A 12,626-nucleotide genomic window follows, 5' to 3' on the forward strand; every position below is an offset into this window, starting at 1 on the left:
CCGGACCCGTCCGCGGCGACGGCAGTACGGGCAGCAGCACCGCCGCGGCGTGCACCAGCAGGGTCAGACCCACCGCCGCCCATACGCCGGTGCCGCGGCTGCCGGGGTGCAGCAGTCCGGCCAGGAAGGGCGCGGCGACGGCGGCCGGGACGCCGGTGAGCGCCCACTCGGCCGCCGCGCCGCGCAGCAACCGCAGGGTCCCGGCGCCTCTGGCCCGCTGGAGGGCCAGCTCATCGCGCCGACGCACCGTCAACTGACGAGCGGCCAGCACCAGGGTGGCCAGGGCGAGCGCCGCCAGCATCACACTCGGCAGGTACAGCGAGGAGCGGGCCGCCACCATCGGAACCGTCAGGTCGTCGATCGCGTCCGGCAGACCGGAGGTCACCCTCAGGTCGTCCAGTGACGGCTGTCGCCCGTGGAACACCGACACGCGGCTCTGGCTGCCGGAGAAGGCACGCAGCCGGTCGTGCAGCCCGGGGAGGCTGTCCGCGTCGATACGGGAGAAGTCCGGCTGCACACTCCAGTGGGCTGTCAGATGTCCGTTCAGGGCGGCGCTGCCGTTGAGGGCCGACGCGGACACCACCAGCAGGTGCTGGTCGGCGGTTTGGCCCCGGGTCAGGTCACCGGCCATGGCGGGCCAGAACCCGACGGCACCACTCGCCCGGAAGACACCGGTGATCCGCAGGGTCATGGCGCGCCCGAAGGCGTCCTGCACCTGAAGAGCGGTACCGGCTCTGATGCCCAGACGCTTGGCCAACACCTCGGGCACCGCCGCGTCGACCGGGGCGGTGGATCCGGTGGCGACCCGGACATCGGGGAGCGAGGTGAACGCGTCGGCCGGGACGTCGGCCGTGCCGGCGGGCCACCGCCCAGCGACCAACTGCCCGAACCTGCCCCCCTCCTGCACCGCGACCGGATGCAGCCCACTGCCTCCGGGACCGCGCGGCGGGCCGGCCACCCCGTCAATCCCTGTCACCGAGACCGGCGACACGCCCAGCAGCCCCACATAGGTCCGCTGTGGCACCCCTGCGAACACTCGGTCGGCGGCGGCCCGCACCTCTCGATCGGCGGCGGCCATCCCCTCGGCCCGGAAGGACGCGCTGACGTCCACCTGCGCGTCGAGGTCGGCAGCCAGCCGCCGTACGGCCCCGGCCTGCACCGAACTCCCGGCCAGCGCCGCGAGCGCGGCCAGCGCCGTCGCACACAGCAGCACGGTCACCGCGACAGCGCCCAGCACCAGCCCGTGCCGCGTGGCCCGCCTGACAACGGCGGGAAGCCGCCGCCGGGCCGGGCGCGCAGCACCCGGGCGTCGCCGCGGCGAAGACGGTAAGGCCGTGGCGACCACATGAACCCCCGCAGAATCGAACATGTGACGGTGACGGTGCGTCACATTCCTACCAGGCATCACCTCAACCACACAAGAAACGTTGATCGTCTCCTGATGCTGCCTCGGGTACCGGCCCCCGGCTGCCCCCGCCGGGCAGACTCCGGCACGGGTCGCCGCGACGCGGTGTCCCCTGGGGAGCGTGGACGGGTGAGCCGTTGCGATCGGGCTGAGGCACGCGGGGGACGTGCTGCGGGGAGGAACGGGTGTAGGACATGGCGCATCGGAAAGCGCTGCCAACACAGCTCGACACCGCGGTCGTGGACTTCGTGGCGCGGCTGCGCCCTCCCCCACCGGCTACAGCGGCTGTTCGTTGCCATCGCGATCTGCGGTCAGTCACGAAGACAGACCTTCGCCATACCCACGACTGACGCTCGGGCAGGAGCAAGGCGTCGCGTCGGCAGCTAAGGAGATCTCTCAGTTGGCGATGCAGCCCTGCCTACAACTCGTACCAATCACTCAGTTCACCAGGCGTCCCTGTCTGGATGAAGTCGTGAACGACGTCCCAGGCATGATCCATGGACAGTGCGACGTCTCCGGTGAACGCGTGTAGTTCTTCCATGATCACCACTTCGACCTCGGCACTCGGTGCCGCGGAATCATCGCCTACACGAAGAGACACTCCGCCAGAGGTGTCGAAGAGGTGGAGGACAGCGTGGTCTCCTTTGAAGCCCAGAGCCAAGTAGGGGAGATCGCCGTCCGGCCGCCGGATCTCAAGGTAGCCCTGGCCGAGGCCGGTTCCGAGGGCCTTGATGTGAGCCTCAAGTTCTTGGACATTCGAGTGCCGTTCGAGCCCTGAGAACCAGCCGGTCTCCAGTGCCGTCGCCGCCCACACCACGTTCACTCCTACTCCTCCCGTCCTCGTCACGCTACCTGGCGCTCTCCCCTGCCGCTTTCACGGATATCCGCCCCGTGCACACCAGCGGTAGCAGATGAGGGCACTGGCCAATCCAACGGAGCGAGGAAGTGTTCAGCCCTTCCGTTCATAGCGACGATGCAGTCGGCGGCAGCCGTTCAGCCATGACATGCGCTCACCCCCCAGCGATGCCGCCCCGAACGAGCCGACGGCTCAACGCCGCGGCGGGCACGCCGAAACACTATCCGCCGTTGCCGTAGCCAGTTGCGCAAGTGGTCGAAGTCGAAGCCCTTGTCTGCGTGCGGTTTGGCGGGCCGCCGACGGCGTGGACCGCCACGATGGACCGTCCGCCAGAAAGCGCCGAAGAACCAGCGGGAGTTGTCACCAGGTGCATACCTGGCTACCAAGATGATCGCGGCCAGCACGGCGCGGTCATCACATCGACGACGGCCCCCACCGTGCACACGAGTTGGTGGCTTCGGCGCCACGTTCAGGAAGGTCTCCCACAACCCATCAGGCACGGGTCGTTCCGCTGTCGCCATGCCGGAGCAACGACTCAACGCCAATCAAGACAGTTCTAAGTGAGTTTGGCGGCCACGGCGTCGAGGACCCAATCCAGGCCGGTCGCGAAGGAGGCCTCGGCGTCCACGTCGGTGCCGTCGTACACGGCCCTTTTCAGCGCCGGGAAGCGGCCCGTGGCCAGCGCTCTGGTCAGGTACGGGCCGTGGGCGCGCTGCCAGTCGTGCTTGGACAGGCCCGTGGCGCGCTCGGCACGCAGATTCGTGATCTCGCGCCTGATCGCACCCGTGAAGTAGGCGCTGACCGTCTCCACGGCGCGCATGACGGTGTCGATGTCGGCCAGGCCGTCGAGGGCGGACAGGGTGGACTCGGCCACGGCGAGGCCGTTCGGGCCCAGGGCCGGGCGGCCGCCGAGCAGGTCGGCCAGCCATTCATGACGGAGCGCGGCCTGCCTGGTGCGGTGGGCCAGGACGCGCAGCGCCTCCCGCCAGTCGCCGGGCTGCTCCTCGGGGAGGATCTCGCCCTGAACCTCGTCCACCATGAGGTCGTACAGCTCTTCCTTGGTGGAGATGTATCCGTACAGCCGCATCGGGCCGGCCTCCAGTCGGGCGGCGACCTTGCGCAACGACACCGCCGCAAGGCCGCCCTCGTCGGCCAGTGCGATGGCGGCGGCGACGATCCGCTCCCGGTCGAGGGGTACGGGGCGAGCCGGCGGCTCCGGCCGGTCCCACACAGTCATGGTCACACCGTTCTGTTGCGATGCCTGCACTCCAGAAATACAGTGTATCGGTATGAGACATCGTATCGCCGTAGTCGGGGGCGGCCCCGCCGGTCTCACCTTCGCCCGCGTCCTGCACCGTCATGGTCACGCCGTCACCGTCCTCGAACGCGATCCCGCCCCCGACGCCCGCCCCCCGGGCGGCACGCTGGACCTGCACGAAGGGCTGGGCCAACTCGCACTGGACAAGGCGGGACTGCTGGCGGAGTTCCAGGCGCTGTCCCGTCCCGAGGGACAGGCCATGCGCATCCTGGACACGGCCGGGACCGTCCTGCGCGACTGGCGACCCCGTCCAGATGATCGGGCCAATCCCGAGATCGACCGCGGGCAACTCCGTGACCTGCTGCTCGGCCCTCTCGACGTCCAGTGGGGACGGGGCGTGACGCAGGTGGTGCCCGGGACCCGGGACGGCGTACTGGTCCACTTCGCGGACGGGCGTCAGGAGACGTTCGACCTCGTGGTCGGCGCGGACGGCGCCTGGTCCCGGGTCCGCCCGGCGGTCTCGTCGGTGACACCGCACTACACCGGTGTCACCTATGTCGAGACCTTCCTCGACGACATCGACACCCGCCACCCCGACCTCGCCCGGCTGATCGGCGACGGTTCCGTCGCTGTGTACGGCGTGAACCGCTCGCTCACCGCCCAGCGCAACAGCGGCGGCCACGTCAAGGTATACGCCAAGTTCCGCGCGCCGCTGGACTGGCACACGAACCTGGACCTGGCCGACGTCGAAGCCGTGCGATCGAGTCTGCTGGCCCTGTTCGACGGCTGGGCCACTCCCGTCCTCAACCTCCTCCACCACGGCACCGCTTTCGCCCACCGCCCCCTCTACGTCCTGCCCGTGTCCCACACCTGGACCCACGTCCCCGGGGTGACGCTGCTGGGCGACGCCTCCCACCTGATGCCCCCACTGGGGGCGGGCGCGAACCTCGCGATGCTGGAAGGCGCCGAACTCGCCGAGTCCATCGCCACCGGCCCTGAAGACCTGGACAAGACCGTCCGCGCCTTCGAGGAACAGATGTGGGCACGGGCCAGCAGGTGGGCGAAGATCACCACGGCCGGTCTGGAACGCCTCGTAAGCCCGGACCCCGCCGAAGCCCTCGCCCTCTTCGACCAAGTCCAGCCATCCTGACTGCCCAGCGCGAGAGCACCAGTATCAACAACTCGCCATGGCTTCACGGAACAGTGCGGCTCCGCCGCAACCCCTACCGGCAAGACCACCGCTGGACCGTCTCATGAAACACGTCAAAGTCTGGAGAAGGACGGGTTCCGGGCCTTGGTCTCGGGCCGGGTGGTGCTGCGCTCCAGGCTCGGCACCCAGTTGCTCCCGGCGTTCCCCGAGACGCGGCCGTGCCGCGCAGCTGCCGGACGGCCACCGCGCTGAACGGCGCGCTGGTCGTATGGGATGCCACGGGCCGCCTCGGCTTTCGAGCGGCCGGCGAACCAGCTTGGCGGGCGTGGTTCCGGGGCGGCCCGGGCGGCGGAGGAGCGGCCGGCCCCACTTCGTCGCGTTCGATCTGCTGCGGCTGTCCGGGACGGACACGACCGGGTGGCCGTACCGGCGGCGCCGGGCCGCGCTGGAGTCCGTGTCCGCCGCCCGCCGTCTGTCGGCGCCATGGGCGCCGTGTCCGTGGTCCCCGGCGGATAGGACGAGGGATTCGGACCCGGTGAAAAGGGGCGAGATCCTCGGGTGTCCAGGTGGTCAGCGCGACACGTCCCCCGGCCGGTCGGTGCTCGGTTGCCGGATGGTCCATGAGGTGAGGATGCGCAGGGCGTCGTGGGAGGGGCTGCCGGGTTCGGCGGTCAGGATCATCAGGCGCTGTCCGGAGCCGTCGGGGCTGGTCCAGGTGTCGCAGTCGAGGGTGAGATCGCCCACCAGCTGGTGGCGGTAGTGCTTGGTGCCGTAGCTGGCACTGTTGACGCGGTGTTCGGCCCACCAGGTGCGGAAGTCGGGGTCCTGTAGGGACAGTTCGCCGACGAGCTGGGCGAGGTCGGGATCGTCGGGGTCGGCCGCTGCCTCCATGCGCAGCGCGGCGACTGCTTCGCGGGCGTCGTGGGCCCAGTCCTGGTGCAGTTGTCGGACCACCGGGTTCGTGAACAGCAGCCGCATGTAGTTGCGCCGGTTCGCCGGGAGGGCGGCGAAGTCGGTGTAGAGGGCTGCGGCGACGGGGTTCCAGGCCAGGACGTCAAGGCGTGTGCCGAGGACGAGCGCGGGGGTTTCGGTGAGCTGGTCGAGCAAACGTCGCATGGCGGGACGCAGGCGCTGGGCGGGGCGTCGGCGGCGCGGGCGGGCGTCGCTCCGGCCGGCGAGTTCGTAGAGGTACGTTTCCTGGTCGCCGTCGAGGCGCAGGGCGCGGGCCAGCGTGGTCAGCACGGGTACCGACGCCCGGACGCGGCCCTGTTCCAGTCGTATGTAGTAGTCCACGCTGATGGCGACGAGCTGGGCGACCTCCTCACGGCGCAGTCCCGCGACTCTACGTGCGGAGTCCGGATCGGGAAGGCCGCACTCCTGCGGTGTCAGCTGAGCCCGGCGGGCCTTGAGGAAGGCGCCCAGCGCCCGGGAGTCGGAGTCTGCACTCATGCTCACAAGTGTCGTCGCACCCCGACGGCCACGGCACATTTGTGAGGGGGCAAGTTCTTTCCCAGGCAGAAACCTGGCTCTCCCGCTCGTAGGGAGACTGACAGAACGTGGATGTGTGCCCGGCAGGGTGCGGGCCCCGAGTCCGCTACGGCCGGCCGTAACAACACGTCATCACGTCTCAGGGAGAGTCCTCATGGCCCGCACCACCGTCAGCTTCGACAGCGCCGGCATCCCGCTCGCCGGCCACCTCTACACCCCTGACACGCCGGCGTCGGGTCCCTTTCCGGCGCTCGTGGTCGGTCACCCCGGCACCGGCGTGAAGGAACAGGCCTCCGGCACCTACGCGCAGCGGATGGCCGAGCGCGGGTTCGTCACCCTCGCCTTCGACGCCGCCTACCAGGGCGAGTCCGGCGGCCTGCCCCGTGGCCTGGAGGACCCCGCCCAGCGGGTGGAGGACTTCAAGGCTGCCGTCTCCTACCTCACCACCCGCGACGATGTCGACGCCGACCGCATCGGTCTGCTGGGCATCTGTGCCTCCGGCAGCTACGCGCTGGCCGCCACCGGCGGTGACCACCGCGTCAAGTCCGTGGCCACCGTGTCCACCGCCGAGCCCGCCCGCCAGTTCCGTCTCGGCGCCGACGGCACCCAGGACCCGGCCGTCTTCCAGGCCCTGCTGGACGCCGCCGCAGCGGCACGCAGCGCCGCCGGCACGCGGCGAGGACCCCGGCACGATGACCATGTTCCCGGAGACTGCCGAGCAGGCCCGCGCACTCGGCGGCCAGCACGGCGTCGAAGGCTTCGAGTATTACTGCACCCCGCGCGGGCGGCACGAACGCTCCGCGAAGACCCTCGCCTGGGAGAGCATCGACAGGATGGCCTCGCACGACGCCTTCTTCGCCGTCCCGCTGATCGGTCCCCGCCCCATCCTCCAGATCATCGGCGAACGCGCCGTCACCGCCTGGATGGCCGTCGAGGCCCACCAGCGCGCCACCGGCCCCAAGGAAATCCACTGGATCAAGGACGCCAGTCACGTCGACCTCTACGACAAGAAGGAGTACATCGACCTCGCCATCGACAAGCTCACCGACTTCTACGCCACTCACCTCATCACCGACTGAGGAGCACTCCTCCGCGGACGCAAACGCCGGGGCCGCCTGGTGAGGACCTGAAACTGGTGCCGCGGCGCCAACGCCATCATCGCGAAGGTCCCGGCCACGAATTCCGTGGGGACACGGGCATGGCCGATGTCGCTGAGGGATTTCACGAACACCTGGCGCGGGCGATACACCGCAGCGACTCGAACAAGGCGCCCTCGTGCGCCGTGACCCCGAACCCCGGGCCGCTGGTCCGCGGATCACCGTCGGTCGTGGCCTCGACGTGGGGGGGGTGGTGATGTTACTCGGCCCGCCACCAGCCCTGTCCGACATGCCAGTCCCTCACCCAGTGCAGGAAACGTTGACTCCCTGGCGTTATGCCGGACTGCCGTCTGATGACGTCCCCCTGGCGCGTCGGATAGGGAGCATCGTGGGGACCGGGTCGTTCGTGAGGAAGCCGAGAATGAGCCGGTTGACCTGCTCGGGCTTCTCCATCGGCAGCGCGTGAGAGGTTCCCGGGACGACGGCCAGTTGGGAGTCGGGGATCGCGCGGTACAGGGCAATCGTGTGTTCGAGTGCGATGAGGTCGTCGTCACCGACGAGGACGAGTGTGGGCGCGCTGATACAGGCCAGGTCGTCGGTGGAGATCGTTGGCTGCGTGCGGATCATGTCGAGCACCTTGTTCACGAGGACCGGCCAGTGTTCGGCGCCGTCTGGGGACACGGCTTCGTACATCCCACGGAACGCCGCCATATCGGGGGCATCCGCCGACATGTGATCCAGCAACGCCGGCGCCGCAACGCTTTCCGGGCCGGGGAGGAAGTTGGCCCCCATGGCCACGACCTTCCGGACGAGGTCAGGGCGGGCGATGGCGACGAGCAGGGCGACAATCCCGCCATCGCTCCATCCGACGAGATGGGCCGGGCCTGCGACGACCGACTCGATGAAGGCGATGGTGTCGTCGGCCATGTCCTGGTACGACAGCGGTCCCTCGACGTCCGGTGTGTGCCCGTGGCCGCGGCGCTCGGGCAGGAACGAGTGGTACCTCGCCGCGAGATCGGCCCGCTGGGCTCCCCACGTCTCGTTCGTGCACAAACCGCCGTGCAGCAGGAGCAGCGGGTCGCCGGCGCCCTCTGCCTCGTACCACGTCTTCACGCCGGGTAGCTCCACATATTCGCCCATCGCCGCGAGCCTCTCTGGGATACCGCCGTTCACCTCAGTCTCCGCAGCCGATTGAACGACCCGCAACGCGACGATGCAGCAGAGCGCCCAGGTGCGTGAGCCGTTTGGCCGAACGCCCGCCAACCGGCGCGATGGGCATTCCGCCACCTGACGAGCCGCATTTCGTCGGAACCTCCGCCTCTACGACGGTTGCGATGCCTACTCCGCTTCACCGGGAGGCCGGAAGGGAACCCCTGTTGCCGGCACGGAGGCGCAGGTGAGCTGTGATCCGTTTGCCTGCGGCCTGGGAGGCGACGACGACTCTGTGGCTGACCGTGTGCACCAGGTGCAGTCCGTGACCGCCGATGCGGTACCGGTCGCCCTTGTGCACCGTCGGCTTCTCCGGAGAGGTGTCCCACACGGTGATCGTCAGTTCTTCCCCGGACAGCTGCAGGAGCAGCCCGCAGGGACCGGGAGCGTGCCGGATGGCGTTGGTGACCAGCTCGCTGACAGTGAGTTCGGCGTCCAGCGCCAGAGGGGCTGGCACGCGAGTGCGGCCGTTTCGCGGGGCGTGGGCGAGAAACGCGCGTAGGGCACAGCGCGCGTCCGCGGCGCGGGCCGCGCCGTCGGTCCAGGCGGCGCTGTAACGCAGCGCGGCCTGCTCGTCCGTGCCCTGCTCATCTGCCGCCTGATTCCTGAGCGGAGTGACCATGCGGGCTCTTTCGTTGCGTTCGCCCCAAGGGCGGCTTTCCCTACCGCGTATGCCCGACCACCAGCCGCCCACACCTGCGGATGCCGCCATCCGGGGTGCGGTTCATCCGGGTATGCGTGGTGCCGTGGCCGAGCTGGATCGGGACCGGGATCCACCCTCAGGTGAGGCGGTCGACGTGGACAGATGCCAGGTCTCTTCATGCCCGTGCCCGGTGGCTTCAAGCCGCGCGGCCTGACCACCGGATGCGTGGACAGTGACCTTGGAAAGCAGCCCGGCGAACCGTTGCGTGTGTGCAGTACCACCGTGGCCGACGGGACGGTCGTAGCGGTATCGGGCGAGGTGGACCACCCACCCGGACCTGCGATCGTGGTGATAACAACGCTGCCTTCGTGACAACCATCGAGCTTCGGCTCACCTTTCCCATGCCCGTCACGCAGAGTTGTCCGAGGTGCGCCTGTGGTGCGTCCTTCAGTTGGCCTGGTGCCCCTTGGTCGGGACACGCTCGGGTGTGCTTCCGCTTTCGGTCGGCAGGGCGTAGATCCGGGCTGAGCGTGGCGTGACGAGTCGGCGCTCGCTGAGATCACCGCGTTCGGTGAGGCCGTGTGAGCCCATTCCTTCAGCCCCCGGCCAGCCAGGTGCCACCGATACGATGCGCGCAGAGCCGGCGCGTGCCCTCGATGTGTACGAGCAAGCGAAGCAGGACTACGTCGGTGGCCGGGCCTCGGCGGACGTACTTGTGGACGACCGCGAAATTGGTTCTGGCCGCGATTCCGTGAATCCCTGCTCATGATCGGAGCAGGATGCGGGTGCGGAGGAGGCGGAACGAGGCTCGGCCGTACATGGCCCGCTTGATCGTCTTGATGCGATTGACATGGCCTTCGACGATGTCCGAACTCCATGGAAGGGTGAGGCCGGCGGTGACGGCGTCGAGGTCGAGGCACAGGCCCTGGGCGAAGGACAGGATGGCCGCCGGCGCGTCGCGCTCGGCTTCGCGTATCCACGTCAACAGCTGGTGGCCGCGCCGTTGTTGGAGCAGGTCGTGGAAGGTCCAGGCGAGATCGCACGCCCGGGCGATGTCGGGGCATGTCAGCCGCACATTGAGGAGCTGTTCCTCCTCGCGGAGCTTCAGAGTGCCACGGGGCAGCATGATCCAGGTGGTGATCTTGCGTGGGCTTGGGATGGCGCCGCGGGCAGGTTCGACAGTGCCGGTCCTGAGCCCGGCCACGTAGCGGCGCACGGGCAGGTCGCTGCCCTGGTAGCCACGCTCGCGTATCTCGTGGAAGAGGTCGGTCGGGCTGGTCACACCGTCGGTGAACCGCTCGGTCAGATAGGCGGTGAACGGCTCCAGCACCCCTTTGGGGCGCCCGAGCCGTGCGGACGCAAGCAGCTCGTCGAGGTCGGTGTCGCGGAAGCGCCGGACGGTCTTGCGGTCCAGGTGCAGTCGCCGTGCGATCTCGGAGACGGAGTGCCCGTGCCCAAGCAGGCGATGGACGTCGGAGTACCGGTCGACCGTGCGGACAGCGATCTTCGTGGGCGGCAACGTCGGCGGTGGCAGGGGATTGATGATCCGCCGGGGCTCCGCATCGCGATCGGCTTCAGCCTGTTTACGCAGGCAGGAGCGGTGTTGATGGCACGTCTTCTCGACCGCGGAGGAGAGGTTGTGGAGCAAATGCCAGCGATCGGCGACCTCCTGGGCTTCTGGAACCGCTTCACGGACGGCACTGGAATAGGCACTGGCCCAGTCCCGACAGATGATCTCCGCGCCGGGATGTTCGCGCAGCCAGGTAGCGAAGGAGGCCGCGTCCCGGTCGGGCAGGACATCGACCACGCGGGCCGCTTCGATGTCGACCAGGACGGTTCCGTAGCGCCAGCCCTTGCGGAAGGCGAACTCGTCGACACCCAGCACCCGCGGAGCGCGCTCGGGCACCGCCGGGGCCGTGAGCAGGCCCAGTAGATGAGTACGGCCGGTGGGTAACTGCAGGACCCGGCATAGGCGTTCACCGGGACGACCGCCCAGGAACGTAGCGACGGCCTGCATCCATCGCCGCAGCCCAACGCTGTGACGGCGATACCGCTCGCTCAGATCCGGGACCTGCTCGACGAACGTCCGCCGACAGCAAGACGCCCGCTCACAAAAGAAGCGGCGCACACTGAGCCGGATCACCAACGCCCGCCCCACCAGGGGGCGTTCGGCCACGCGGCGCACGTACCGGGAGTGCACGCGACGTCCCGGCCAGCCGCAGTCCGGGCAGGCCGGCGGCTGCCCACACGACGACGCCTCCACCGCGACTCTCTCCGCTGTGGCGTGCACCGCCGTGACACGCACATCGATCCCGGGAAACAGCACATCCTCGACCGCGGCAGCCCCCATACCAGGGCAATCCCCACGAGAAACGTTCCCGCAGTCGAACGCCGACCTGGGGATTCACGGAATCGCGGCCAGAACCAAAATCTTGATCGTCGACAGCACTCGAGGTACCACCTGCACTGGACGACGGCAGGCACGCATTGGCGTGTCTGAATGCCCCGCCGACGAGCGTTGCCAGAGCGCATGCCGTTCTGCTTTCGACACCCGGCAGGGGCGGGCCGTCCGGCAGGCCAGGTGGGCGTGTCCAGGGGGTATCGCCCGCGGCATCAGCCGTGTGCGCAGCGGACGCGGTGCGCCTGGCAAAGAGCCCGAGCCGGTCGCGCCGCGGCCGGAGCCCGTCAGCAGGTCCCCCGGCGCACAGCCGCGTACGACAAAGTTTCCCCACGCCGGTACGGGAGGTAGCGCCCCCCAGCCACAGGTCAGCGGGAAGGGAAGCAGCGGCCAGCAGACGCACCCGTTGGCAATGGCCTCGTACCGGCCTTCCCGTATGGTCTTCTCGACTTTCCCGCTCGGGCACTGGGTCGACCAACAGCGGAAGGCGCTACGGGCCGGGAGTTCGGGAGCGGCGCAAGAACCTGCTGGACGCCTCAAAACCCCGGGACGGTCTGGGAACCCGGCGAACAGGCCTGGAGGCAAAGGGCGCCGCGCTCTGGTCCTACCGGCGCGCCGCGGGCCACCTCGCACCCCACCAGGACCAGAGATGTGGGGTGCGGACGAGGCGATGGTGCCGATCGGGCAGCACATCGCCAACCTGCGCAGGCAGGGCGGATCGGGCAAGGCCCTGGAGCGGGCGCCACAGCGCACCATAGGCTGGCTGCAGTCGACCCGGAGTGGAACAGCCCATGCCCGCTGGACTGGCAGCGCCACTACCGCGTCCTCGCCGACGTCGACGAACCCGGCGGTATCCTGCCCGACATTGCACACGGGGTCCCGTTCGAGGACGACGGCCCGGGCAAGCGGCTGCAACGGCAGGAGAATCCGGGCACCTGCAAGCTGCTGTCCAGCGAGCAGCAGGAACGGCTGACCAAGCTGGCATCAAGCCACTTGAGGCACCGTCCCCCGCTCCGGTGGCCAAGCCTGCGACGAAGGGCGAGCAAGGAACCAAAGGCCTTCCAGCGCGGCCTGGCGGCCTTCACGCAGTGGGTGCAACGGTGACGGCGGCCGTGGCAAAGG

The 12,626-nt window shown here is 69.2% G+C and carries 8 protein-coding genes and 4 pseudogenes; 3 read left to right on the forward strand and 9 right to left on the reverse strand.

All coding sequences use genetic code 11. The features are described from left to right. The 4 genes and pseudogenes from BFN33_RS22440 to BFN33_RS22450 form a co-directional block, all read right to left on the reverse strand. A pseudogene (locus BFN33_RS22440) lies at positions 1 to 1,219 on the reverse strand (ABC transporter permease); the annotation flags it as partial. Between the two features lie 604 nt (positions 1,220 to 1,823). Beyond that, positions 1,824 to 2,228, reverse strand: coding sequence for a hypothetical protein (locus BFN33_RS22445; protein ID WP_069761916.1), 405 nt, complete (start codon positions 2,226 to 2,228; stop codon positions 1,824 to 1,826). 51 nt (positions 2,229 to 2,279) lie between these two features. Beyond that, a pseudogene (locus BFN33_RS55540) lies at positions 2,280 to 2,782 on the reverse strand (hypothetical protein). Between the two features lie 35 nt (positions 2,783 to 2,817). After that, on the reverse strand, positions 2,818 to 3,498 hold the full coding sequence (locus BFN33_RS22450; RefSeq protein WP_069761917.1) for a TetR/AcrR family transcriptional regulator: 681 nt from the start codon (positions 3,496 to 3,498) through the stop codon (positions 2,818 to 2,820). Positions 3,499 to 3,550: 52 nt separating this feature from the next. On the opposite strand from BFN33_RS22450, the gene BFN33_RS22455 reads away from it, so the two are divergent. Then, positions 3,551 to 4,669 carry an NAD(P)/FAD-dependent oxidoreductase gene (locus BFN33_RS22455; RefSeq protein WP_069761918.1) on the forward strand — a complete coding sequence of 373 codons (1,119 nt, stop codon included), beginning with the start codon at positions 3,551 to 3,553 and terminating at the stop codon, positions 4,667 to 4,669. A 570-nt stretch (positions 4,670 to 5,239) separates the two neighbouring features. Here the strand turns inward: BFN33_RS22455 and BFN33_RS22460 are convergent. Then, complete coding sequence (locus BFN33_RS22460) at positions 5,240 to 6,118, reverse strand: helix-turn-helix domain-containing protein (protein ID WP_069761919.1); 879 nt, start codon at positions 6,116 to 6,118, stop codon at positions 5,240 to 5,242. 193 nt (positions 6,119 to 6,311) lie between these two features. Between BFN33_RS22460 and BFN33_RS22465 the strand changes: the two are divergent. Next, positions 6,312 to 7,236: pseudogene (locus BFN33_RS22465) on the forward strand (alpha/beta hydrolase). On the opposite strand, the gene BFN33_RS55545 reads toward BFN33_RS22465, so the two are convergent. From BFN33_RS55545 to BFN33_RS22480, 4 genes are all read right to left on the reverse strand, one after another. After that, the gene (locus tag BFN33_RS55545; RefSeq protein ID WP_218109022.1) at positions 7,218 to 7,406 is read right to left on the reverse strand and encodes a DUF5131 family protein; all 189 of its coding nucleotides are present in this window, start codon (positions 7,404 to 7,406) and stop codon (positions 7,218 to 7,220) included. The pseudogene BFN33_RS22465 and the gene BFN33_RS55545 sit on opposite strands and share 19 nt — an antisense overlap. A 181-nt stretch (positions 7,407 to 7,587) precedes the next feature. Continuing rightward, on the reverse strand, positions 7,588 to 8,394 hold the full coding sequence (locus tag BFN33_RS22470; RefSeq protein ID WP_069761920.1) for an alpha/beta fold hydrolase: 807 nt from the start codon (positions 8,392 to 8,394) through the stop codon (positions 7,588 to 7,590). A gap of 208 nt (positions 8,395 to 8,602) precedes the next feature. Beyond that, entirely contained in the window at positions 8,603 to 9,085 is a 483-nt protein-coding gene (locus tag BFN33_RS22475; RefSeq protein ID WP_069761921.1) for an ATP-binding protein, read from the reverse strand. 784 nt (positions 9,086 to 9,869) lie between these two features. After that, on the reverse strand, positions 9,870 to 11,456 hold the full coding sequence (locus BFN33_RS22480; protein ID WP_069761922.1) for an ISL3 family transposase: 1,587 nt from the start codon (positions 11,454 to 11,456) through the stop codon (positions 9,870 to 9,872). Between the two features lie 487 nt (positions 11,457 to 11,943). Between BFN33_RS22480 and BFN33_RS54430 the strand changes: the two are divergent. Next, positions 11,944 to 12,605: pseudogene (locus BFN33_RS54430) on the forward strand (helicase associated domain-containing protein); the annotation flags it as partial. Positions 12,606 to 12,626: the final 21 nt, after the last annotated feature.

Origin of the sequence: Streptomyces sp. LUP47B (assembly GCF_001746295.1) — a bacterium.
Classification (GTDB): domain Bacteria; phylum Actinomycetota; class Actinomycetes; order Streptomycetales; family Streptomycetaceae; genus Streptomyces.